The following is a 23,480-nucleotide window of genomic DNA, read 5'->3' on the forward strand; positions in this document are numbered from 1 at the left end:
TGAAAGGGCTGAAAAGTTTGCTTTCTCGTTATCTGGAACTTTGTTAACCTTTTGGAAACGCCTAGTGCGGACCCGCATGCTAGGTGTTGTGAGAGGACGGGGGTTAGCCGCCCCCTCCTACTCGATTGCCTCGGACCGAATCCGAGGCAACGTTCCGGACGAAATCTTACACGCGCTCGACAAGACCGGATTTCAGAGCACGGGCGCTTACATAAACGCGTTTCGGCTTGCCGTTTACCATAATGCGAACTTTTTGCACGTTAACGCCCCAAGTGCGTTTGTTTTTGTTGTTCGCGTGCGAAACGTGGTTGCCTTGGCGCGGGCTTTTGCCAGTAATCGTACATTTGCGGGACATGAGCTACACCTCCTGATAAAACAATCATACCGAGCACATACTTCAATATATTAGCACATGCGATACGGCTGCGTCAATTCCGGGCGATCCCGTTTTGCATTTCTTTCTTTTGTCGATTATAGTAAAATGGAAGCAGCGGTACAATATCGAACCGGGGAGGAAGTCGCCATGCCCATGCAGATCGATAATGAATGGGGAAAAGTGTTCGTTTCCAACGAAGTGATCGCGGTACTGGCCGGATCGGCCGCGCTCGATTGCTACGGGCTCGTCGGCATGGCTTCGCGCAAGCAGCTGAAGGACGGCATCGCCGAGCTGCTCGGACGCGAAAACTTGAGCCGCGGCGTGGAAGTTCGCACGGAACCGGACGGAGTACATATCGAGCTGCACATTATCGTCAGCTACGGGACGAAAATTTCCGAAGTCGCGCATAACGTGCAAGCCAAAGTGAAATACGTGCTGAACGATGTCGTCGGTCTGAAGGCCGACTTCGTTGATATAGTCGTACAAGGGGTTCGCATCGCGCGCTAGTTTGGGGGCTTCGGCCCGATGCCGACACGTATTCCGATGGATGGGGGAGTTTGTTCTTGAGTAAGCGCTTCAAAACGTTAAATGGGCCAAATTTTACCAACATGATGAGCAAAGGCGCCGAACTGTTGCATGCCGGCGTAGGAGACGTCAACGCTTTGAACGTATTTCCCGTGCCCGACGGCGATACGGGGACTAACATGAACATGACATTGACTTCCGGTGTGGATGAGCTGAAGAAGAAAACGTCCCCTCATATCGGCAAATCGGCCGAGGCGTTGTCGAAAGGGCTGCTGATGGGCGCGCGGGGCAATTCCGGCGTCATTTTGTCGCAGCTGTTCCGCGGCTTCGCCAAATCGATTCAGCAGGCGGAGGAGATCGACGCCCAACAGTTTGCCGCGGCGCTGCAGCAAGGCGTCGATACGGCGTACAAAGCCGTCGTCAAGCCCGTGGAGGGCACGATTTTGACCGTCGCCCGCGAAGCGGCCAAGCACGCCGTCGCCGCCGCGCGGCACCATTCCGACATCGGCGGGCTGATGACCGAAGTGCTCGCCAAGGCGAAGGAGGCGCTCGCCAAAACGCCGGAGCAGCTGCCCGTGCTGAAGCAGGTCGGCGTCGTCGACGCCGGCGGACAAGGTCTCGTCCTGATCTACGAAGGGTTCGTCGCCGCGCTGAACGGCGAAATGCCGGAGTCGGCCGCGGCCGCGGTTTTCGAGCCGGCCGCCCGACCGTCGCATGCGGTGGAGCGGTCGCTCAGCGCGCAGGCGCATATGGCGACCGAAGATATCGAATTCGGCTATTGCACCGAATTCATGCTCCGTCTCGATCCGGCGAAGACGACGAACGGCGCGTTCAGCGAGCCGTTGTTCCGCGGCGAGCTGGAGCGTCACGGCGACTCCGTCCTCGTGGTGGCCGACGACGATCTCGTGAAGGTGCATTTGCACGCGGAATATCCCGGCAACGTGCTGTCGTTCGCGCAGCGGTACGGCGATTTGGTCAAAATCAAAATCGAAAACATGCGCGAGCAGCATTCCCATATCGTTTCGGACGGGCATGCCGAAGCGAAGGCGGCGGAGCCGGCCAAAGAGCCGGCCAAAGAACCGGCCAAGGAACCGGCGAAAGCCGATTCCGAAGCTGCGGTCGCGGCGATCAAGCCGTTCGGCTTCGTGGCCGTGGCGGCCGGCGACGGCATTGCGGCCATTTTCAAAAACTTGGGCGTCGACGTCGTCTTGTCCGGCGGGCAAACGATGAATCCGAGCACGGAGGATATCGTGGGAGCGGTGGAGCAGGTGAAAGCCGAAACCGTGTTCGTCTTCCCGAACAACTCCAACATCATCTTGGCCGCGCAGCAGGCGCGCGACTTGCTCGACCGCCGCGTCGTCGTGCTGCCGACGAAGACGATCCCGCAAGGCATCACCGCGATGCTCGCTTTCCAGCCGAACGCAACGGCGGAGCGGAACACGGAGCTGATGGAAGCGTCGATCGGCGACGTTCAGTCCGGACAAGTGACGTACGCGGTCCGCGATTCGCAGATCGACGGGGTCGACATACGCGAAGGCGATTATCTCGGCATCCACAACAATAAGATTGTCGCATCGGAGCCGGATATGATCGACGTTTGCCGGAAGCTGCTGGCAAGCATGATGGCCGCCGGCGGCGAAGTCGTGACGGTGCTGTCCGGAGCCGAGGCGAGGGAAGCGGAAACGGCGCAGCTCGCGGAGCTGATCGAGGATACGTACCCGGATGCGGAGCTGGAAATTTTGGCGGGCGGACAGCCGCTCTATTACTATTTGATATCGGTCGAATAACGACAAGAAACCGTCAGGGGAATGGGGGACGCCGGTGGCGAAAATACGCATTGTGGCGGACAGCACGTCCGATATTCCGGAATCGCTCCGGAAGCAGCTCGGCATCGAGATGGTGCCGCTCAAAGTACATTTCGGCTCGGAGACGTTTTACGACGCCGTTACGATCCAGCCGGCGCAGTTTTACGAAAAGCTGAAAACGTCCTCGGCGCTGCCGACGACGTCGCAGCCGTCTCCCGCCGATTATATGGACGTTTATAAAAAGCTGGCCGAGGGACCGGACACCGAAATCATTTCGATACATTTATCTTCGGCGATGAGCGGAACGTATCAGTCGGCGCTGCTGGCGAAATCGCTGCTCGAGCAGGAGCTGTCGCTGTCGGTCGTCGATTCGAAATCGGCCTCGTACGGCTCCGGCGTGCTTGCGGTGGAAGCGGCCAAGGCGGCCGCGGCGGGGAAAAGCGCAGACGACATTCTCGCGCTGATCGGGCAAATCCGGAAAGAGCTGCGCATTTATTTCCTTGTCGGCACGCTCGAATATTTGCAGAAGGGCGGAAGGATCGGCAAAGCGGCCGCGCTGTTCGGCTCGCTGCTGAACATCAAGCCGATTTTGACGATCGACGACGACGGCGAAGTCGCTTCGGTCGACAAGGTGCGCGGACATAAAAAGGCGGTCGCCCGCATCGTCGACCTGCTCAAGGCCGATTTCGGCGACCGGAAGCTGAACATGACCGTCGCGCATGCCGGCTCGCCCGAAGCGGCGGACGAATTCAGCGAAGTGCTCAAGGCCCATTTCGATATCGCGGAGATGACGTTTACGGAAGTCGGACCCGTTATCGGCACGCATGCCGGACCGGGCACCGTCGCCGTATTCGCCAGACCGGCGCCATGACAGCCGATTTGCACGCGCTCCCCGTCCGTTCGGTCGCTGGCGTCACTCCGGCCAAGGCGAAGGAGCTGGAGGCGCTCGGAATCGACTCGGTGGCGCGCCTTCTCGAATATTATCCGTTCCGCTACGAGGATTACCGGATTCGCGATTTATCCGGCGTCCAGGACGGAGAGAAAGTAACCGTGCAAGGCAAAATATACAGCGAGCCCGTCGTCCAAATGTACGGCCGTACGAAATCGCGTACGACGGTCAAAGTGTTCGTCGATCCGCTGTTCGTGTCGGCCGTGATGTTCAACCGCCATTTTCTGAAGGACAAGCTGCGTCCCGGTCTGGAAATCGTGCTGACCGGCAAATGGGATGCGCGGAGGCAGCAGCTGACCGTGTCCGAGACGGAATTCCCGGGAACCGGCCCGGCCCAGACGGGAACGCTGCAGCCCGTTTATTCCGTGACGGCGGCGATTTCGCAGCGATGGATGCGCAAAACGGTGAAGCAGGCGCTGACGCAGTTCGGCGCGCTCATCGCCGAGGCGCTGCCGCGCCCGCTCGTCGACAAGTACCGGTTTATGCCGCGCAGGCAAGCGGTATACCGGATCCATCATCCGGACGACGCGGAGGAAGGGAAGCAGGCGCGCAGACGGCTCGTTTACGAGGAGCTGTTTTTCTTCCAGCTGAAAATGCACGCCTTTCGCGCGCTGCAGCGGAAGCGGGCCGACGGCGTTGCGCACGAATTCGACAACGAGGTCGTTCGCCAGTTCGTGCGCGGGCTGCCGTTCAAGCTGACCGATTCGCAAAAAAAGGTGATCGGCGAAATTTTGCACGACCTGAAGCAGCCGTACTGCATGAACCGGCTGCTGCAGGGCGACGTCGGCGCCGGCAAAACGGTCGTCGCGGCCGCCGCCTTGTTCGCCTCCGTCAAAGCGGGGTGCCAAGGGGCGCTCATGGTGCCGACGGAAATTTTGGCCGAGCAGCATAAGCGGTCGCTGGAGCGGCTGTTCGAGCCGTACGGCATCCAGGTCGGCCTGCTTACCGGCAGCCTGACCGACCGCCAGCGGCGAGATACGATCGCTTCGCTGCATATGGGGCTGATCGACGTCGTCGTCGGCACGCACGCGCTGATCCAGGACGACGTCCTGTTCCGGCGTCTCGGTCTCGTCGTCACCGACGAGCAGCACCGGTTCGGCGTCAACCAGCGCAGCGTGCTTCGGCGCAAAGGGATGAACCCGGACGTGCTGACGATGACCGCGACGCCGATTCCGCGTACGCTGGCGATCACCGCCTTCGGCGATTTGGACGTGTCGACGCTCCGGGAGCTGCCGCAAGGCCGCAAGCCGATCAAGACGTATGCGCTCGGCCACGACAAGCTGGACCGGGTTATCGAATTTATGCGGCGCGAAGTGCGGGAAGGCCGGCAGGCGTACGTCATTTGTCCGCTCATCGAAGAATCGGACAAGCTCGATGTGCAGAACGCGCTCGACGTGCACGCCCAAATGTCGCACGCCTTTCCGGAATTTCGCGTCGGCCTGCTGCACGGGCGCATGCCGCCCCAGGAAAAGGACGCCGTCATGAACGAGTTCAAGGACAATGACGTACAGGTGCTCGTCTCGACGACCGTCATCGAGGTCGGCGTCGACGTGCCGAACGCCACCGTGATGGTCATCTACGACGCCGTCCGGTTCGGGCTGTCGCAGCTGCACCAGCTGCGCGGCCGCGTCGGGCGGGGCGAGCATCAATCGACCTGCATTCTGATCGCCGATCCGAAAAACGAGACGGCGAAAGAGCGGCTTCGCGTCATGACCGAGACGAACGACGGCTTCGAGATCGCACGGCGCGATTTGGAGCTGCGCGGCCCCGGCGACTTTTTCGGCACGAAGCAGAGCGGCCTGCCGGAATTCAAGCTGGCCGACATGATGAGCGACTTCGACATCATGGAAATGGCGCGCGACGATTCGGCCGAGCTGGTCGCTTCTCCGGAGTTTTGGACGTCGGCGGACACGCTGCCGCTGCGCGAATTTTTGCAACGGGAACAAATATTGGACGGAGATCGGCTCGATTAACGGCTCCGCCGCGCGGATCGATCCGCAATCGGATGGCTTAACGAAGAACCCCCTCGCATACAATGTACAATGACGATTCGGGGAGGTGTTATTTCGTTGAACTATCAAAGTTACGGCATCCCGCGGGAGCTGGTGGAGCGCGTCAAGCTGAAGCTGAGGGACCCCGATACGAAAGAGCGCGTGAAGCGCATATTGGACGGAGTCACAAAGGCGGATTTGCAGGACCGGGTCAAGGTCAAGGCGCTGCTCAGCAGGCTGACCAAAGCGCTGCACGAGCCCGTGTCGGACGCGCTCGCGAACCAAATCGTGCAAATGGTGATCGATCTGAAAATCGATCCGAACAATACGTTCCACTTGATCAAGCTGTGGGGGATGTTTCGCTGACCGGCCGCCGCGATCGGCTTGTAAGGAAGCTAAGCGGGCGCTTCACATGATGCATGTATATAGGTTCGTGGCGGGAGGGAAGCCTTCCGCCTTTTTTTGTTTGTGCCGCGATTCGGAGATCATACGAATCTTACGATGCCGTTTGTTTTTCGTCGCCGGGCGAAAGACGCGGCATCTTTTTTTTCGAGAAAGCCGGCTCCGGGTCGACGGCTAACGAACCTTACGAAGCTTATAGGCGGAAAAACGATCGTTTTTCAAGACTAACGAATCGGTGCATCGTTATCGAGCCGAAAAGGGAAGAAAACGATCCGATTGTCGGGCGGTAACGTTATCAAAGTTCGTTACAAAACCAAACCGTCGCATTCGGCTCCGATAGCGATCGCTCGGTTCGTTAGACGTTGGAGGCTAATCCCGGTTCCCTCCCCATGATCTAGCGTATCGGGATGCACGCCAAAGAACCGTCCGGACGGTTTTTATTCATTCGGCCGTCTATTGACAAAATAAATTAACTCGTGTTAAAAATTATATATGAGTTAACGAATGGAGGGGCGATGGTGGCCGAACCGGATATACCGCTGCGGGAGTTGAAGAAAGCCCGATCGAAGATCGCTTTATACGAATCGTTTTTGTCGTTGATGGAAGACGGCACGTTCCGGGACGTGATGCTCGACGATATATGCCGGAAAGCGGAAGTGTCGCGGGTGACGTTTTTTAACTATTTTCAAAGAAAGGAGGATTTGCTCGTTTATTTTATGCGCGTTTGGCTGACCGAACGGATCATCGAGATCGGAGCCGGACGGATGCGCGGCTTTGCCGCCGTCCGCCATCTTTTGCAGCAGGTGGCGCGTCAGTCCGAACGGCAACCCGGCATCATGCCCAGCTTGATATCGTATTTGGCGGAAATGAACATGCATCCTTGCATGCCGGAGCTGAGCGAGGCGGAAATTCGGCTGCTTTTTCCGGGAAACGAAACGGTGGGCGCCGAAGCTCCCGATATGCGCAAGCTGCTCGAGGCCTGTATGCGCGAGGCGAAGGCGGACGGGGAGCTCCGGAAGGAGTATACGGTCGATTCGGCGGTGCAAGCGTTGTTTACCGTGTTTTACGGCGGTTTTTTGACCGCCCGGCTGTACGGCACGAACCATGTCGCGGACGTATACGAATCTCATCTGCAATGGCTCATTCAAAAATAAAGGAGGCTTCCGATCGTGGGCAAAGCGATTCCCGGCCGGTATACGGCCCGAATGGACGGATCCTTCGTCGTTTTTATGATCGGTATGCGGGTGAACAAGCTGTGGGCCGTGCATAAATGGCTGCCGGTGTTCAACGCGATGAATCCGATGCTTCAGGAATTGTACCGCAACCGCGACTTGGGTTTTCTGGACGCCAGCTTTCATTTGTCGTGGCGAGGGGTCACGCTTGTTCAATACTGGAGGTCGTTCGAGCAGCTGGAGCGTTACGCCCGGAACGGAATCCACCTGAAGGCGTGGCGCGACTTCAACCGCAAGGTCGGCACGAGCGGCGTCGTCGGCATTTATCATGAAACGTATCTCGTTCCGGAAGGACAGTACGAATGCTTGTACAACAACATGCCCGTTTTCGGATTGGCGAAGGCGGGGAGCCACGTTCCCGCTACGGGCGACAGGGAAACGGCCGGAAGGAGGCTTGGACGCGGCGGGGCGCCGGCCGTTCCGACTCCGCCGAACCCGAATCACGCCGGGAAGCCATAATCGAGGTCCCCGGAAAAACGAAGCGGCGGTCCGAGCCGAAGCCCGGCCGCCGTTTGTCCTTGTCGGTTTTGGCAGCGCGACTGCTTACGAAAAGACCGCCGTTAACGCGTTACATGGGCATCGGGTGCTTTGTCCGCCACGACCGTCAAGACGACGTTATGCTCGAGAAGCGCCTTCAGCGCGCACAGCACCATCGTAAAGCCGCCGGTCGAATCGATAACTTGACCGACGATCGAATCTCCGTCCCCTTTGAACCCCGTATTCGTTACGGTGACGAACGTTTCGTCGCCGGTTCTCGGCGTAAACGTCCATTCGACCTCGGTCATGTCGCCGTCCGAACCCCATTCGATGCGAATTCGCCGATTCGGCTCGACTGCTTCGACGTCCACATCGGCAAATACGCCGTACATTTCCCAATCCCAACGGACCCGCTTGCCCGTCTCCAGACGGCCGGTGCTCTTCGTAAACCAAAATTTCGTCGTAATCGCCGGGTCGACAAACGCCTCGAACACTTCCGCGACCGGTCTGCGGATCAGCATGTCCGCTTTGACGAACGGCGCTTCCTTCAAAGTAAGCATGAAAAAGTTGCTCCTTTCGATTTCAATCTTGAAGCAGCTGTTTCTTCGGCGCGTTACCGCAATCTTCGTCTCCTATTCCGGTCGGATCCCCGGAGCCGGAGCCGGTTCGCTCCGTGTCCGCATCGCTCCCACGCATTCGTTTTGCGGGTTTGATCCGTATTTACATTATAGCATTCCGCAGAGGGGCAGCGTTTCTTTCAAATTGCTATATTCGAAATTTCGGCCGAATCGTTTGGACTTCATCCGACGCTGCAGCGCTTCGACATGACGGCTAAGCCGTTTAATGCCCGGTCGAAATCTTCGTACGCATACAGCTGATCGATATGAAAGACGCCGCGCGGCAAGTCGGAGCCGTAAAGCATGTCCGCGGCCGCGGCCGCCACTTTCGCGGTGACGTCCGCCTCGTGCGTTCCATGCAGGAAGCATTCGGCCAATGCGTCTTTGTTCCGTACCGTTCCGATCGCATCGACTTTTAATGCAAACCGGGGCTCTCCGATTCGAACGGAGGAGAACCCGTCGATAACGGCATCCCGGATCCGCCCCGCATTCAACAGCCGATGCGCCCCCATACGCATCGCCGCGGCCAGCGCACCGGTAACGGCGGACGAATCGAAGCATAGACGGGTCGCGACGACCGGGACTTGCAGCGTTCGCGGCAAACTATGCTGATCGGCGAAGTTGAACCGGTACGCCGTTCGTTTGCCGAGCCTGCCTCCGAAATCCGTTCTTCTCCCGTCCCGGAAGCCGGCTATCTGGATTTGTTTCCCGCCCTCTTGGACGATGAAGCCCGAACGCAAATGTTCGACCGTCCATTCGATCGCCGCCCTGCCATGGGAATCGCCCAAGCCGAGCATAACGGAAATATGGATCGCATCGGTAACGTCCAGCATGCGCTTCGCTTGCGAAGCCAGCAGGTTCGTCAATCCCGGCGCAAGCCCTACGCTAAGTACGGCCGTCGCTCCGCAAGATGCGGCCAAATCATGAAGAGATTCGACTTGCGACAAGAAGCGATAATCGGCCGAAATATCGAGATAGTGAACGCCTTGCCGCAAACAGGCTTGAACGAATGACGGATGTCGCTGATCCATACACACGATCGCGAGCTTTACGCCGGCCAGCGCTTCGGGATCGAGCTCTTGCTCCATATCGATTCGCAGGGGTCGAACCCGGCCTTCCGTTTCCCGGCCGAAACGTTCCGCCCGTTCCAGGTTTCTTCCCGCGGCAACGACTTTGCCGGGGTACAGCGGCGCCAGCTCGGAGCATATCGTCCTGCCGACGCGGCCGTACCCGCCGATGACGAGAATGTGATCGCGCATGATTGTTTTCTCCTTCAACAGGCAATTTATGTTTAGCAACTAAACTTAAGATGCAAAAAAATTTACTCGCTCAAAAATTCGCTTAATTTGACGACGCATTTTTCAAAAATAGCGATCTCTTCTTCGGTGAAAGAGGCCCGAAGCCGGTCGTAGAACGCCGAGTGCATCTCTCCGTGAGCGCGATACGCATCCGCGCCGGTTTCCGTAAGGGACAGGAGAACGCCTCGGCGAACGTTCGGATGAGGCGACCGTTTGACAAGCCCTTTCGCTTCCAGACGGTCGACGATTTGCGTAACGGCTCCTTTCGTGATGCCGAGCCGATCGGCCAGCGCTCCCATCAGGATGCCTTCACCGGTTCCGATCGCATCGATCGTATGAATTTCGCCGGGCGTCAAGGCGCCGGCGCTGCCGAACACTCGAGGCGCGCTTTCCAGTCTGCGAAGCTGCATCATGAGCCGGCCGAGGCGAAGGCTGCCTTCTTGCGGCTTGCCGGACGTATTCGATAAATGGTTGTTCGTTTCCATGCCTTAAGTTTAGTAGCTAAACATAATGGGCGTCAAGTATTTCGTTCATCGTCCGAACGATCCGATTGACAAACCGTCGAAAAACCGGCTCCGTATCGGAGAAAACGTCCGATTGTTCGGTCGCGCCGTTCACGAAATCGACCGAGGAAGCAAATTTTCCCTCCAAGCAATCGCGTTATTGTTATTGACAGCTTTCGAAGTCATCCTTTATTATTAATACCACTGGAGAATATAAATGAAAAAATAACCTAATTCCTTAACATCCATTCGGATATTCGCTGCGAAATGATGGAAACCGTACTTATTTAATCCATTGGTGAAAATAATGGAGAGATCGACGATGAAGAAGCATGATCAAGATTTTATGAAACGGCAAAACCGGCTCACCGTTTTTGAAATCATCAAAAACCAGCAGCCGATCTCCCGCGCTTCGATCGCCAAGCAGACGGGCATGAGTCCGACAACGGTAAGCCGGATCGTCGGCGAGCTGACGGAAGAGGGGTATTTGCTCGAATCGGAACAAGTGTCCGCCGGACTGGGCCGAAAGTCGACCTTGATCGTCATGGTCGACGCCGCGGTGCTCTCCGTCGGCATCGAGCTCGATCGCCATCAGTTTCATATCGGCATCGTCGATATACAAGGCCGCGTCGTCGCCGGCGGCACCTATCCGCGGCCCGCGGATGAAAGCGCGAACACGACGCTGGAACGCATCGGCGCGGAAATCGACCGGCTGACGAAAGCGAACGGCATCGACTGCGCCCGAGTGATCGGCATCGGCATCGGCTTGCCCGGAATCGTCGACGACGATCAAGGGGTCGTCCTGTTCTCCGTTCAGCTCGGCTGGAAAAACGTCCGTCTCGCCGAGCGGCTGAAGGCGATTACGGGCTACGACGTGGCGATCGACAACGAGCTCAAAGTGAAAGCGCTCGCGGAACATATGAAGGGCGCCGCCATCGGCTCGAACCGGACCGCGCTGCTCGGCTTCGGCAACGGCGTAGGCTCCGCGCTGATCGTCGACGGGGACATTTATCGGGGAAAAACGAACAGCGCCGGCGAAATCGGCCATACGACGATCGACCCGGACGGGATGATGTGCGATTGCGGCAAGGCGGGCTGCCTGCAAACCTACATCAACATCCATTCGCTGCTGTCGGAGGCGGGCAAAGTTCGTCCGGTCCGTTCGATCGAGGAGCTGTTCGAAGCGAGACGGGCGGGCGAGCGTTGGGCGGTATATTTGATCGACCGCGCTCTCATGTATATGGCCATTACGATCAACAACGTCGTATGCATGTACAACCCGGACAGCGTCATCCTGAGCGGGGAGCTGTTGGACAAGTTCCCGGAGCTGTACGAGGAAGTCGTCGAGCTATGCTTCTCCAGGTTCGTTTGGGAACCGCTGCGGGGAACGTTCTCGATCATGCGCTCGGTGCTGAACGAGCAGGGCGTCGTGATCGGTTCGGGACTGATGTCGCAAAATCGTTTTTTTGCGTTGAAGTAGCGGCCGGCCTTGCGCGCGGCTGCATACGGGAGGGAGCAACATGAAATTTACGCCATTGGTTGAAGAATACCGCGGCGGCGTGCTGGAAAACGTGCATTACGGGGCGATTGCCGTCGTCGACGAGAAAGGCGGGCTTATGTACGCGGCGGGAGACGCGGAGCACGTTACGTTTTTGCGATCGGCCGCCAAGCCGTTCCAGGCGATTCCGGCGATGAAACGGCGCATCGACGAGGTATACGGCCTGGACGGCCGCGAAACGGCGCTGTTCGCCGCCTCGCACCGGGGCGAAGCGTTTCATATCGAAGCGCTCGAATCGATGCTGCGCAAAACCGGCATCCGGGAGGAGCAGCTTCACTGCTGCGCGACGTACCCGCTCAACGAGGACGCCAAGGCGTTGCGCCATCAAGCGCGCGAAGCGAAGCGGAAGCTGTTTCACAACTGTTCCGGCAAGCATGCCGGACTTCTCGCGCTGTGCAAGCATATGGGCTGGGACGAGCGAACGTATTACGAGCCGGAGCATCCGGTGCAGAAAGAAATCGTGCAAACGCTCGCTTCCTTCGCGGAAGTTCCGGAAAGCTCGATTCCGCAAGGCGTCGACGGCTGCGGGCTGCCGATATTCGCGCTGCCGCTGCATAAAATCGCTTATTCGTTTATGAAGCTGGCGTGTCCCGACCGGATCGGGGACGCGGATACGCGCCGCGCCGCGGCCGCGATAGCCGGCCGCATGAACGAGCACCCGCTGATGATAGCGGATTCGAAGTTCGTCTGCTCGGAGCTGCTCCAAGATCCGAACGTGACCGCCAAAGGCGGCGCGAAAGGGGTGTACGGCATCGGCTTGCGGCAGGAGCGGCTGGGCATCTCCCTGAAAGTGTCCGACGGCGCCGAGCACGTATGGCCTTGCATCGTCGCTTCGATACTGGAGAGGCTCGGATACCGCAACCGGGAGACGATCGACCGACTGTACAAGCTCGTTCCGAACGTCATCGCAAACGACGGCGGTACGGAAGTCGGAGAGCGCCGGGCCGTATTCGAACTGAAAGCTTGACCGAGGGAATAACTTCCTATCCTGCGTTTCGATGCGAAGCGCGGCCGGAGTCATTCTATACAACCAACATCATGGGGAGTGAAACAAATGAAGGGCAAACGCAACATGTGGACCGCGCTTCTGCTGCTGCTGATCGTTGCGGTCGCAGCCGCAGGCTGCGGCGGCAAAGCCGGGGACGCGGGGACGAACAACGCGACCGGCGGCCAAGGCGAAGGCTCCAAAACGGTTTCCAAAAACAATAAAGATATCGTGATCGCGATCAACGCCAATTTTATTACGCTGGATCCCCACAACACGAGCGACACGCATTCGATTACCGGCGCAAGAACGATGTACGAAGGCCTGATGGGCTTCGACGAAAATATGAACGTCGTGCCGGTGCTGGCCGACTCCTACAAAATTAGCGACGACGGTCTCGTCTATACGTTTACGCTGAAGGAAAACGTCAAATTCCACGACGGCACCGACTTCAACGCCGAAGCGGTCAAAATCAATCTGGACCGGATTCGCGACGAGAAAAACAACCTGAAGCTGCGCAAAAGCTTCGCGAAAGTGTCCAACGTGGCGGCACAGGACGCCAAAACGGTCGTCATTACGCTGAGCGAGCCGTATAACGCATTTTTGAACAAAATGGCCATGGCGCTCATGGTCAGCCCGAAAGCGTTGAAGGAGCAGGGCGACAACATCGGCAAAAATCCGGTAGGCACCGGTCCTTTCAAATTCAAGGAATGGGTGCAGGGCGACCGTCTCGTCGTCGTGAAAAATGCGGATTACCGGCAAAAGGAGCTTCCGAAAGTCGACAGCATCACGTTCAAGCCGGTGCCGGAAAACGGCTCCCGCATCGCGATGCTGAAGACGGGCGAAGCGGACTTCATTTACCCAATGCCGACCGAACAGGTATCCGAGGTGGAAGGGCAGAAAGATATCGTCGTCGACAAAATCGACTCGACGATCGTCCGCTACGTGACGCTGAATACGATGAAAAAACCGTTCGACGACGTCAAAGTGCGCCAGGCGATCAACTACGCCATCAACAAAGACGCTTATATCAAGGTCGTCAAATCGGGCCTGGGCGCGAAGCTCGATTCGACGATGTCGTCCAAGACGCAATACTACTCCAAGCAAACCGGCTATGACTACGACGTGGCCAAAGCGAAAAAGCTGCTCGCCGAGGCGGGCTATCCGGACGGCTTCTCCGCGGAAATTTGGGGCGAGAACGACTCCGAAACGATGAAAGGAATGCAGTTCATTCAGCAGCAGCTCGCGCTCGTCGGCATCAAGCTGGACGTGAAATCGATGGAAGGCGGCACGCTGTCGCAGCAAATCAACTCGGCCAAAACGCCGGAAGAAGCCAAAATCCAAATGTGGTACGTCAGCTGGTCGCCGTCTTCCGGCGACGCGGACGGCGCGACGAGAGGATTGTTCAGCAGCGAAATGTTCCCTCCGGCCGGAGCGAACACGGCGTACTACAAAAACGCGAACGTCGACAAATGGATCGCGGATGCCAACAAGGCGACCGATCCGAAAAAAGCCGGCGCCATTTACGCCGATATTCAAAAACAAATTTGGGAAGACGCGCCTTGGGCGTTCATGGGCGTCGACCAAGTCATCTCGGGCAAACGGGCTTACCTGAACGGCGTAAAAGTGTTCCCGGACGGTTCCATCAGCGTCCGCGACGCGGAAGTGAAGCAATAACATTCGTTTAAAATAGCGGGGGCCGTTTCTGTATGTTGCTGCGGAAGCGGCCCCGTTATCTAGGTACCGAAAGGAAAGGAGGCTTTCGCGTTGGGAAGATACGCGCTTCAACGATTGCTTGGCGTCATTCCGCTGCTGTTCGTCGTATCGGTGCTCGTCTTTATGTTCATTCATCTCATACCCGGCGACCCGGCGCGGCTCGTGGCGGGCAAGGACGCCACGCTGGAGGAAATTAACGGCATCCGCGAACAGCTCGGGCTGAACCTGCCGCTCTGGCAGCAATATACCCATTATATGGGAAATCTCCTGCAGGGCGATCTCGGAAACTCGCTCCGTTCCGGCTTGCCGGTAGCCGACATGCTGGAGAGCCGATTCGTGCCGACCGTCATCTTAACGTTTACGAGTCTCGGGTGGGCGCTCGTCATCGGCTTGCTGATCGGCACCGTTTCGGCGGTCAACCGGAACCGGTGGCCGGATTACGCGGGCATGCTGACGGCGATTTCCGGCATTTCCGTTCCGGGCTTTTGGCTCGGTCTCGTGCTCATTCAACTATTTTCGGTCCAGCTCGGCTGGTTTCCCACGGGCGGCGTAGACTCGTGGAAGTCTTACGTGCTGCCGTCCCTTACGCTCGGCGCCGGCATTATGTCCATGCTTGCCCGTTTTTCCAGATCGTCGATGCTGGAAACGATGCGCGAGGATTACATCCGGACCGGACGCGCGAAAGGGCTGCGCGAATTCGTCGTCGTCGGCCGCCATGCGCTGCGCAATTCGCTGATCCAGGTCGTGACCGTCGCCGGCCTGCAATTCGGATTTTTGCTTGGCGGATCGGTCATGGTGGAGACCGTGTTCAGCATTCCGGGTCTCGGCAGACTGCTGGTCGACTCGATCGCATTCCGGGACTACACCGTTATTCAGGCGCTGCTGCTATTGTTTGCCACGCAATTCATACTCATTAATCTGATCGTCGACTTGCTGTACGGCGTACTCAATCCGAAAATCCGCTATGCGTCGAACTAGGAGGAAAGATGATGAACAACGATTCGACGATCACGGGCGCCGGTTCCTCCGAACGCGGGGAAGCGGCCAAGCCGCGGCGCGACCGAAGCCGCGCGGGACAGTTTTTCCGCAAGTTTTGCAAGCAAAGATTGTCGCTTGCGGCCGGCATATTCATTTTGCTGCTGGCGATCGTGGCTCTGTTCGGTCCGCACCTGACGCCCTACGACCCGAACGAGCCGGATTACGACGCGCTTATGTCGACCCCGTCGGCCGCACACTGGGCGGGAACGGACGAGTACGGGCGGGATATTTTGAGCCGGCTGATCGACGGCACCCGGCTGACGCTGGCGGTCAGCTTAAGCGCCGTGCTTATCGCGGCGGTTGCCGGCACGGTTCTCGGCCTGCTTTCCGGCTATTACGGCGGATGGCTGGACCGGCTCATCATGCGCAGCAGCGACGTGCTGTTTTCGTTTCCCGATCTGCTGCTCGCCATCGGGATCGTGGCCATTTTGGGTCCCGGGCTGTCCAATGTCGTCATTGCCGTCGCCGTGTTCGGCACGCCGTCGTTCGCCCGGATCATTCGCAGCGTCACCTTGTCGGCCAAAGAAACGTTGTTCGTGGAAGCGGCCCGTTCGATGGGCGCCAAAAACGGACGCATTATATGGAAGCATATTTTTCCGGAAACCGTTCCGAGCGTCATCGTCAACGTGACGATGAAAATAGGCGGCGCGATTTTGGCCGCATCCTCGTTAAGCTTTCTCGGCATGGGGGCGAAGCCGACCGAGCCGGACTGGGGCGCCATGCTCAGCATGGGGCGGGACTATTTGAGCATCGCTCCGCATATCGTGTACGTTCCCGGAGCGGCGATCTTTTTGACTGTGCTTGCGTTTAACCTGGTTGGGGACGGACTGCGCGACGCTCTCGATCCCAAGACGAAAAATTGATGGGGGGCCAGACCGTGACGCCTAAATTGCTGGAAGTGCAAGGGTTGAAAACGGAGTTTCGACGCGACGGCGGAAGCGTAACGGCGGTGTCCGGCGTCGACTTTCATATAAACAAAGGCGAGGTGCTCGGCCTGGTCGGCGAATCCGGCTGCGGCAAAAGCGTGACTTCCTTGTCGATTATGCGGCTGCTCAAAGATACGCCGGGCCGGATCGCCGGCGGCGCCGTCCGTTTCGAGGGCGTCGATTTGACGAAGCTGGCGGAAAAAGAGATGCGGCGCATTCGCGGGAACGAGCTCGCGATGATTTTCCAGGAGCCGATGACCTCGCTGAACCCGGTGCTGCGCATCGGCCGCCAATTGGAAGAGCCGATTATGATGCATCTCGGATACGGCCGGAAGCGCGCGCGCGAGCACGCGATCCATATGCTCAAGCTTGTCGGCATTCCCCGCGCCGAGGACGTAGTGAACGATTATCCGCACCAGCTGTCCGGAGGGATGCGCCAGCGGGTCATGATCGCGATGGCGATGGCGTGCGGTCCGAAGCTGCTCATCGCCGACGAACCGACGACCGCGCTCGACGTGACGATCCAGGCGCAAATTCTCGATTTGATGAAACGGCTGAAGGAAGAGAAGGAGATGGGGATGCTGCTCATTACGCACGATCTCGGCGTCGTGGCGGAAATGTGCGACCGGGTCGTCGTCATGTACGCCGGACGCGTCGTGGAAGAAGCTCCGGTGCACGATCTGTTCGAACGGCCGCAGCATCCGTATACGAAAGGATTGATCCAATCCGTACCGAAGCTGCGCCAAAACGTGCGCCGGCTCGCGTCGATTCCGGGCAACGTGCCGGACTTGAGCGCCATGCCGGCGGGCTGCAAATTCGCCCCGCGTTGTCCGCACGCGACGGATCGCTGCCTCGCGCAGGAGCCGGAGCTGCTTCCGGTCGAAGGACGGGCGGACCGGAAAAGCCGCTGCTGGCTGTCGGAGCCGGATCAACCGGAAGGAGGGAAACGCGCGTGAAAGAGACGCCGCTCGTAGAAGTGAAAGGGTTGCGGAAAGCTTTTACCGTGAAAAAGGGCTGGTTCGGAACCGCCAAGCAGCTGCGCGCCGTCGACGGCGTCAGCTTCGCCATCCGCAAAGGGGAAACGTTCAGCCTCGTCGGCGAATCCGGCTGCGGCAAATCGACGACGGGCCGGCTCGTCACCCGGCTGCTGAAGCCTAACGACGGGGAAGTATGGTTCGACGGGAAAAACATCGGCGAATTGAACGACAACCAAATGCGTCCGATCCGCAAACAGATGCAGATGGTGTTTCAAGACCCGTATGCTTCGCTCAATCCGCGGATGAAGGTGAAGGAACTGGTGGCCGAGCCGCTGCTCATCCATACGAAGCTGAGCCCGAACGAACGGGACAAGCTGGCGCGGCAGCTGCTGGAAACGGTCGGGCTGAGCAGCTTCCATGCCGAGCGGTACGCCCACGAGTTCAGCGGCGGGCAGCGGCAGCGGATCGGCATCGCGCGGGCGCTGTCCGTCCGTCCCAGCCTGATCGTGGCGGACGAGCCGGTATCCGCGCTCGACGTGTCGATCCAGTCGCAGGTGCTGAACCTGCTGCAGGATTTGCAGGAGGAGTACGGTCTCACGTACTTGTTCATTTCGCACGATCTGAGCGTCGTCGAGCATATTAGCGACCGGATCGGCGTCATGTACCTCGGCACGCTGGTCGAAACGGCCGACAAAGATACGCTTTACGAACGGCCGCTACATCCGTACACGCAGGCGCTTTTGTCGTCCGTGCCGGTTCCCGACCCGAAGCAGAAGAAGGAACGCATTATTCTGAAAGGCGACCTGCCGAGCCCGGTCGACCCGCCGTCCGGCTGCCGGTTCCATACCCGTTGTCCGTCCTGCATGGACATTTGCAAACAGAAGGAGCCGGTTTTCAGAGAAGTGGAGCCGGGGCACCAGGTCGCCTGCCATTTGTACGACGAAGGGGTTCAAACTGCGCATTCGGAAGCGCCCTGACTATCATCGGGGCTTCCTATTCTTGTCGAAGAAGGGATCGCCATGCATCTGATTACAATCGATAACGCCGGATCGGCGGATGTTCCCATCGTTCCGGCCTATGCCGGGGAACCGTTCCCGTATCCGCTGAACGAGCGGCGCAAGCAGCCGGTCGCGGCGACTTGGCTGTACGGCCGGTCGGAAGGCGAACCGGACGTGCTCGCCTTGGGGATGGGAGAGCGCGGCAAGCTGACGCCGGAACGGGTTCGCCGTGCCGGCGGCGCCGCCGCACGCGCCTTGCTTCAGGAAGGCCGAAGCGGGGCGACGCTCGTCGGAAGCCCGGAGGCGGCTGCGGAACGAGGCGGCCGAAGCGGAGAGGCGGCGGCGGAATGGCTGCAAGCCTGGATCGAAGGCTGGCTGCTCGGCTCGTACCGGTTCGATAAATACCGGAGCGCCACGAGGCTGGACGGCGAAGTCGGCTTGAATGTTCGCTCGGAAGATTGGGCCGAGCTGACGCGGTCCGAGCTGGAGGCGGTCATCGAAAACGCCCGTCACCGGGCGGAGGCGACCAATTTGGCGCGGGACTGGGTCAACGAGACGCCCGGCGCGTTGAATCCGGATACGTTCGTGCAATGGACGGCCGAGCTGTTCGAGGACAAACCGGTCGGCGTCCGCATCTATCGCGGCCAAGAGCTGGTCGACCGCGGCATGAACGGCTTGCTGACCGTCGGAGCCGGCAGCGTGTACGCGCCCGCGCTGATCGAGCTCCGCTACGAAGGAAGCTCGCGTCCGGACGCGCCGATGCTTGCTCTGGTCGGCAAAGGGATTACGTTCGATATGGGCGGCATGAACGCGAAAACCGGCCGCGACATTAGCGACGCCCGGATGGACATGGGCGGGGCGGCGGCCGTTGTCGGCGCGCTCGACTTGCTCGTTCGGCTGCGAGCCGATGCGAACGTAACGGCGCTGATCGCCGTTGCCGACAATGTGCCGGACGCCCGCGCCACGCTGCCTTCGTCCGTCATCGCCTACCCGAACGGCTTGACCGTTCAAGTGGCGAATACGGACGGCGAAGGGCGGCTCGTGCTCGCGGACGCCTTGCTTCACGCCGCCGGGCTCGGCGCGGCGCAGGCGATCGACATCGCCACGCTGACGGGCAATGTCGGCGATGCGCTGGGGCTCGGCATCGCGGGAATATGGGGCGATCCCGCGATGACGCGCAGCCTGGCCGAGATCGGCGAACGGAACGGGGAACGGCTGTGGCCGATGCCGCTGATGGACGAATACGAAACGGAGCTGAGAAGCCATTATGCCGATTTGCGCAACGTCGGCACGTCCACGCTGGCGGGCGCGATCGTCGCGGCGCTGTTCATCCGGCGCTTCATCGCCGATTCGATGAGCTGGGTTCATATCGATATGGCCGGCACGGTGCAGTACAAGCAGGATGTCGGCTATGCGGAGGCGGGAGCTACGGGATACGGGGCGAGACTGCTCGCGGACTATGCGATTCAGTTCGCCCGGCAAGCATAAACGGGGAAATCGGGAGATGTCGTTATGATATTGGAAGTAATCGCCACATGCATGGACGATGCGCTGAAAGCCGAGGCGAACGGCGCCGACCGGCTCGAATTGATTACCGCCGTCACCGAAGGCGGCTTGACGCCGGGCATCGGGCTTGTCCGGCAAGTCGTTCAAACGGTGCGCATACCGGTACACGTGATGGTCAGGCCGCACAGCCGCTCGTTCGTCTACGACGACTTCGATGTGAAGACGATGCAGGCGGAGATCGAGGCGGTCGCCGCGGCCGGGGCGGCCGGCATCGTCGTCGGCGCTTTGACGGACGACGGGAGGATCGACGAAAAAGCGCTGGAAGCTTTGCTGCCTTCGGCCGAAGGCATGCAAGTGACGTTTCACCGGGCTTTCGACGAGCTGGACGATCAGCCTACGGGACTTCGGACGCTGCTCCGCTATCCGTCGATTACCCGCGTGCTCACGTCGGGCGGCCCGCAGCCGGCTCCCGAGGCGGCTCCGGCGATCCGGAGGCTCGTCGAGGCCGCGGAAGGGACGTCCCTGCGCATTTTGGCGGGAAACGGCCTGACTCCGGAAAGCATCGAATCGTTTATCGAACAAACGGGGGTGACCGAAGTGCATTTCGGTTCGGCGGTTCGCCACGGCCGCTCCGGTCTGGCGCCGATCGATCCCGCACGGCTGCGGGCTTTATCCGACCGACTTCGCAAGTACGGCCGATCCTAGATTTTTGAAAATAGGTGAATGAAGTTGCACAACTTAGATCAACACGTAGTAGGAATCGATCTTGGCGGAACGAAAATAGCGGCGGCGCTTTTCGACGCGAACGGCGGCATATTGAACCGCGAACGGATGGAAACGGCCCATGCGCGCACCGCGGAGGAAGTCGTGCAGCGGATGATCGACATGGTCCGTTCCGTATCCGCGGGGTATCCGCTTTCCGGCGTCGGGCTTGCGTCGCCCGGGGCGGTCAACAGCAAGGAGGGGATCGTGCTGCACGGCACGAACCTTCCCCAGTGGGAAAACGTCCCCCTGAAAAAATGGATGGGCGATGCGCTCGGCGTCGACGTGCAGGTCGTCAACGACGCCAACGCGGCGGCGTGGGGCGAATATGTGAGAGGCGCGGGCCGGGGATCCGAGAACATGGTGTACGTTACGTTCAGTACCGGCATCGGAGCGGGGATCGTGCTGGACGGTAAGCTGCTGCTCGGCACCACCTCGTTTGCCGGGGAGCTCGGCCATACCATTATCGAGCCCGGCGGTCCGGCATGCATATGCGGCAACAACGGCTGCTGGGAAATGTTCGCTTCGGGAACGGCGATCCGGGATTCGGCGCTCGAGCTTATGCGGAGCAGACCGTCCGCCATTTCGGAGCTTGCGGCGGCCGGCGATGAAGACCTATCTTCGAAGCATGTGTTCGAGGCGTGCAGGCTGAACGACGCGGTCGCCGTCGAAGTGGTCGACCGGGCGGTTTATTATATGGCGCTCGGACTCGCCAACGCGGTCCATACGTTCAATCCGGACCGCATCGTCGTCGGAGGCGGCGTAAGCAAAGCGGGAGATCAGCTTTTCCCGGCATTGCGGGCACGGACGGAAGAGCTTGTCATGAAGCCTTACCGGGGCACGTACGAAATCGTCCCCGCCGGATTACGGGACGATGTGGGGCTGATCGGCGCCGCCGCTTTGTTCCACAAGTCGTGACGGAGCTGCGCAGCCGCTGCCCAATCATGGAAAACGGAGGTTTGCCGTATGAGTACGAGGGAGGAACGAACCCGCTGGTTTATGCGCGACCGGTTCGGCATGTTTATTCATTGGGGGCTGTATTCGATACCGGCCCGGGGGGAATGGATTCGCGGAAACGAGCGGATGAGCTGGGAGCAGTATAAAGCGTATTTCGACGAATTCGACGCTTCCCGCTACGATCCGAAGGCATGGGCCAAAGCGGCGAAGGCCGCCGGGCAAAAATACGCCGTGCTGACGACGAAGCATCACGACGGCTTCTGCCTGTTCGACAGCAAGCTGACGGACTTCAAGGCGACCAACACGCCGGCCGGACGCGACCTCGTTCGCGAATACGTCGACGCTTTTCGGGAAGAGGGACTCGCGGTCGGGTTGTATTATTCCATTATCGACTGGCATCATGACGATTATCCGGCCTACGGGGACAAAGCGCATCCCGATCGGTCCAACGAGGCGGTCAAGGACAAGCCGATCGATTTCGACCGCTATTTGACCTATATGCACGGTCAGGTGAAGGAGCTGCTGACGAACTACGGCAAAATCGATATCATGTGGTTCGATTTCTCCTACGACCAGATGACCGGCGAGAAATGGAAGGCGACGGAGCTCGTCCGGATGATCCGCTCCATCCAGCCCGACATCATTATCGACAACCGGCTGGGCGGCAACATACGCGCGGCCGAGCCGGAAGAATACGCGGGCGATTTCTTCTCCCCGGAGCAGATCATTCCGCCCGGCGGCATCATCGACGTGAACGGCAAGCCCGTGCCGTGGGAGGCGTGCATTACGCTGAACGACCATTGGGGCTACCATTCCGCCGACAAAAACTACAAGTCGCCGCAGCAAATTATTCGCACGCTCGTCGAGTGCGTCAGCAAAAACGGCAACCTGCTCCTCAACGTCGCGCCCGACGCCAAAGGCGAAATCAACCGGGAGACGCTGGACGTGCTCCGCGAGGTCGGGGAATGGCTGCGGCTTAACGGCGACAGCATCTACGGGTGCGGCGCGGCGGCGAATTTCCAAAAGCCGGAGTGGGGACGATACACCCAAAACGGCAGCAAGCTGTACGCCCACGTCTACGACCGGGGCATCGGACCGATTTATTTCGAAGGCTTGAAAGGAAAAATCAAAAAAGCGAGACTGCTGCGGGACGGAACCGAGCTGAAGGTGGAGACGCCCTGGATGGCCGAGGAATATTCCGACATCGAGAGCGGCGCTTTTATAACGCTCGCGGGCGCCCGGCTGCCGGACGAGCGGGATACGGTGATCGAGCTTCATTTGGCATGACGGTTTGAAGGCAGTGCACAATGGGACGGAAAGCCGGCGAAGATGCCGGCTGGTACGCTATTCCTTATTCTTTTCCGTTTTGTTTTGCCCGAGCGTTTCCATTATTTCTTGATCAAGCTTATCTTCTCCGTCCATGATCCCGAAATCTTCGGTGAGATTCGGGGGTCTGTTATTGGCAATTTGTTGATTGGTGCCATTGGTGAATTGTTGTTCGTCATCCATTCGTCAACACCTCCGGTATGTGGATATGTTTCGCCGCGATCCGCGACTTTATACACGGTTGCGAAACGGGGAGCCAGTAAAAATAACGCGACAGAGCCGTAAGTTACGGCTCTATTTTTTTTGTCAAAATAAGGGTACACTGGAGTCGATACCTATTGCGAAGGAGATGGACGGGAACATGAGAGAATTCGTGGAGCGAAAAGAGCGGAAAGCAAACAGGCTGATTCGTGAAAAATCGCCCTATTTGCTGCAGCACGCGTACAATCCGGTCAATTGGTTTCCTTGGGGAGAAGAAGCGTTTTCCAAAGCGGCAAGGGAGAGCAAGCCGGTATTTTTGTCAATAGGCTATTCCTAGTCGGATGAAAGGAGCGGC

At 59.1% G+C, this 23,480-nt stretch carries 24 protein-coding genes; 19 read left to right on the plus strand and 5 right to left on the minus strand.

Annotated elements, in window-relative coordinates; translation table 11 throughout:
* Positions 1-166: 166 nt before the first annotated feature.
* Positions 167-355 (minus strand): 50S ribosomal protein L28, encoded by a 189-nt coding sequence (rpmB, locus tag PV407_RS07025; RefSeq protein ID WP_120745324.1) that lies wholly within the window; start codon positions 353-355, stop codon positions 167-169.
* Positions 356-523: 168 nt separating this feature from the next.
* Here rpmB and PV407_RS07030 point away from each other — a divergent pair, with 168 nt between their 5' ends.
* The 7 genes from PV407_RS07030 (at position 524) to PV407_RS07060 (ending at position 7,739) form a co-directional block, all read left to right on the plus strand.
* On the plus strand, positions 524-883 hold the full coding sequence (locus PV407_RS07030; RefSeq protein ID WP_332089191.1) for an Asp23/Gls24 family envelope stress response protein: 360 nt from the start codon (positions 524-526) through the stop codon (positions 881-883).
* Between the two features lie 101 nt (positions 884-984).
* Positions 985-2,688: a DAK2 domain-containing protein gene (locus tag PV407_RS07035; protein ID WP_332089295.1), complete on the plus strand. Its 1,704-nt coding sequence runs from the start codon at positions 985-987 to the stop codon at positions 2,686-2,688.
* A gap of 34 nt (positions 2,689-2,722) precedes the next feature.
* Complete coding sequence (locus PV407_RS07040; RefSeq protein ID WP_332089192.1) at positions 2,723-3,577, plus strand: DegV family protein; 855 nt, start codon at positions 2,723-2,725, stop codon at positions 3,575-3,577.
* On the plus strand, positions 3,574-5,628 hold the full coding sequence (recG, locus tag PV407_RS07045) for an ATP-dependent DNA helicase RecG (protein WP_332089193.1): 2,055 nt from the start codon (positions 3,574-3,576) through the stop codon (positions 5,626-5,628). The genes PV407_RS07040 and recG overlap by 4 nt, the downstream gene beginning before the upstream one ends.
* Before the next feature lie 96 nt (positions 5,629-5,724).
* Positions 5,725-6,012, plus strand: coding sequence for a stage VI sporulation protein F (locus tag PV407_RS07050; RefSeq protein WP_332089194.1), 288 nt, complete (start codon positions 5,725-5,727; stop codon positions 6,010-6,012).
* 551 nt (positions 6,013-6,563) lie between these two features.
* The gene (locus tag PV407_RS07055; protein WP_332089195.1) at positions 6,564-7,202 is read left to right on the plus strand and encodes a TetR/AcrR family transcriptional regulator; all 639 of its coding nucleotides are present in this window, start codon (positions 6,564-6,566) and stop codon (positions 7,200-7,202) included.
* 15 nt (positions 7,203-7,217) lie between these two features.
* Positions 7,218-7,739 (plus strand): DUF4188 domain-containing protein, encoded by a 522-nt coding sequence (locus PV407_RS07060; RefSeq protein WP_332089196.1) that lies wholly within the window; start codon positions 7,218-7,220, stop codon positions 7,737-7,739.
* Between the two features lie 101 nt (positions 7,740-7,840).
* Here PV407_RS07060 and PV407_RS07065 read toward each other — a convergent pair whose 3' ends face one another.
* The 3 genes from PV407_RS07065 to PV407_RS07075 form a co-directional block, all read right to left on the minus strand.
* The gene (locus PV407_RS07065) at positions 7,841-8,317 is read right to left on the minus strand and encodes an SRPBCC family protein (RefSeq protein WP_332089197.1); all 477 of its coding nucleotides are present in this window, start codon (positions 8,315-8,317) and stop codon (positions 7,841-7,843) included.
* A gap of 239 nt (positions 8,318-8,556) precedes the next feature.
* A complete protein-coding gene (locus PV407_RS07070) occupies positions 8,557-9,633 on the minus strand; it encodes a saccharopine dehydrogenase family protein (RefSeq protein WP_332089198.1) in 1,077 nt (358 codons plus the stop codon).
* Positions 9,634-9,695: 62 nt separating this feature from the next.
* The gene (locus PV407_RS07075; protein ID WP_332089199.1) at positions 9,696-10,157 is read right to left on the minus strand and encodes a MarR family winged helix-turn-helix transcriptional regulator; all 462 of its coding nucleotides are present in this window, start codon (positions 10,155-10,157) and stop codon (positions 9,696-9,698) included.
* Between the two features lie 340 nt (positions 10,158-10,497).
* Between PV407_RS07075 and PV407_RS07080 the strand changes: the two genes are divergently transcribed.
* The 11 genes from PV407_RS07080 to PV407_RS07130 all read left to right on the plus strand — a co-directional run bounded on the left by PV407_RS07080 (position 10,498) and on the right by PV407_RS07130 (position 22,885).
* A complete protein-coding gene (locus tag PV407_RS07080; protein ID WP_332089200.1) occupies positions 10,498-11,655 on the plus strand; it encodes an ROK family transcriptional regulator in 1,158 nt (385 codons plus the stop codon).
* Between the two features lie 40 nt (positions 11,656-11,695).
* Complete coding sequence (locus PV407_RS07085) at positions 11,696-12,700, plus strand: asparaginase (RefSeq protein ID WP_332089201.1); 1,005 nt, start codon at positions 11,696-11,698, stop codon at positions 12,698-12,700.
* Between the two features lie 87 nt (positions 12,701-12,787).
* The gene (locus PV407_RS07090; protein ID WP_332089202.1) at positions 12,788-14,395 is read left to right on the plus strand and encodes a glutathione ABC transporter substrate-binding protein; all 1,608 of its coding nucleotides are present in this window, start codon (positions 12,788-12,790) and stop codon (positions 14,393-14,395) included.
* A gap of 90 nt (positions 14,396-14,485) precedes the next feature.
* Complete coding sequence (locus tag PV407_RS07095; protein WP_332089203.1) at positions 14,486-15,412, plus strand: ABC transporter permease subunit; 927 nt, start codon at positions 14,486-14,488, stop codon at positions 15,410-15,412.
* A gap of 11 nt (positions 15,413-15,423) precedes the next feature.
* Complete coding sequence (locus PV407_RS07100) at positions 15,424-16,335, plus strand: ABC transporter permease (protein WP_332089204.1); 912 nt, start codon at positions 15,424-15,426, stop codon at positions 16,333-16,335.
* Between the two features lie 14 nt (positions 16,336-16,349).
* Positions 16,350-17,354 carry an ABC transporter ATP-binding protein gene (locus tag PV407_RS07105; protein ID WP_332089205.1) on the plus strand — a complete coding sequence of 335 codons (1,005 nt, stop codon included), beginning with the start codon at positions 16,350-16,352 and terminating at the stop codon, positions 17,352-17,354.
* Complete coding sequence (locus PV407_RS07110; protein ID WP_332089206.1) at positions 17,351-18,352, plus strand: ABC transporter ATP-binding protein; 1,002 nt, start codon at positions 17,351-17,353, stop codon at positions 18,350-18,352. Before PV407_RS07105 ends, PV407_RS07110 begins: the two co-directional genes overlap by 4 nt.
* Before the next feature lie 42 nt (positions 18,353-18,394).
* A complete protein-coding gene (locus tag PV407_RS07115; protein ID WP_332089207.1) occupies positions 18,395-19,861 on the plus strand; it encodes a M17 family metallopeptidase in 1,467 nt (488 codons plus the stop codon).
* Between the two features lie 24 nt (positions 19,862-19,885).
* Positions 19,886-20,584 (plus strand): copper homeostasis protein CutC, encoded by a 699-nt coding sequence (locus PV407_RS07120; protein WP_332089208.1) that lies wholly within the window; start codon positions 19,886-19,888, stop codon positions 20,582-20,584.
* A 24-nt stretch (positions 20,585-20,608) separates the two neighbouring features.
* Positions 20,609-21,559 carry an ROK family protein gene (locus tag PV407_RS07125; protein WP_442951635.1) on the plus strand — a complete coding sequence of 317 codons (951 nt, stop codon included), beginning with the start codon at positions 20,609-20,611 and terminating at the stop codon, positions 21,557-21,559.
* Positions 21,560-21,607: 48 nt separating this feature from the next.
* Positions 21,608-22,885: an alpha-L-fucosidase gene (locus PV407_RS07130; RefSeq protein WP_332089210.1), complete on the plus strand. Its 1,278-nt coding sequence runs from the start codon at positions 21,608-21,610 to the stop codon at positions 22,883-22,885.
* Positions 22,886-22,942: 57 nt separating this feature from the next.
* Here PV407_RS07130 and PV407_RS07135 read toward each other — a convergent pair whose 3' ends face one another.
* The gene (locus PV407_RS07135; RefSeq protein ID WP_332089211.1) at positions 22,943-23,107 is read right to left on the minus strand and encodes a hypothetical protein; all 165 of its coding nucleotides are present in this window, start codon (positions 23,105-23,107) and stop codon (positions 22,943-22,945) included.
* 178 nt (positions 23,108-23,285) lie between these two features.
* Between PV407_RS07135 and PV407_RS07140 the strand changes: the two genes are divergently transcribed.
* Complete coding sequence (locus PV407_RS07140; RefSeq protein ID WP_332089212.1) at positions 23,286-23,462, plus strand: DUF255 domain-containing protein; 177 nt, start codon at positions 23,286-23,288, stop codon at positions 23,460-23,462.
* Positions 23,463-23,480: the final 18 nt, after the last annotated feature.

The organism is Paenibacillus sp. GYB003, assembly GCF_036577625.1.
Lineage (GTDB): Bacteria > Bacillota > Bacilli > Paenibacillales > NBRC-103111 > Paenibacillus_AB.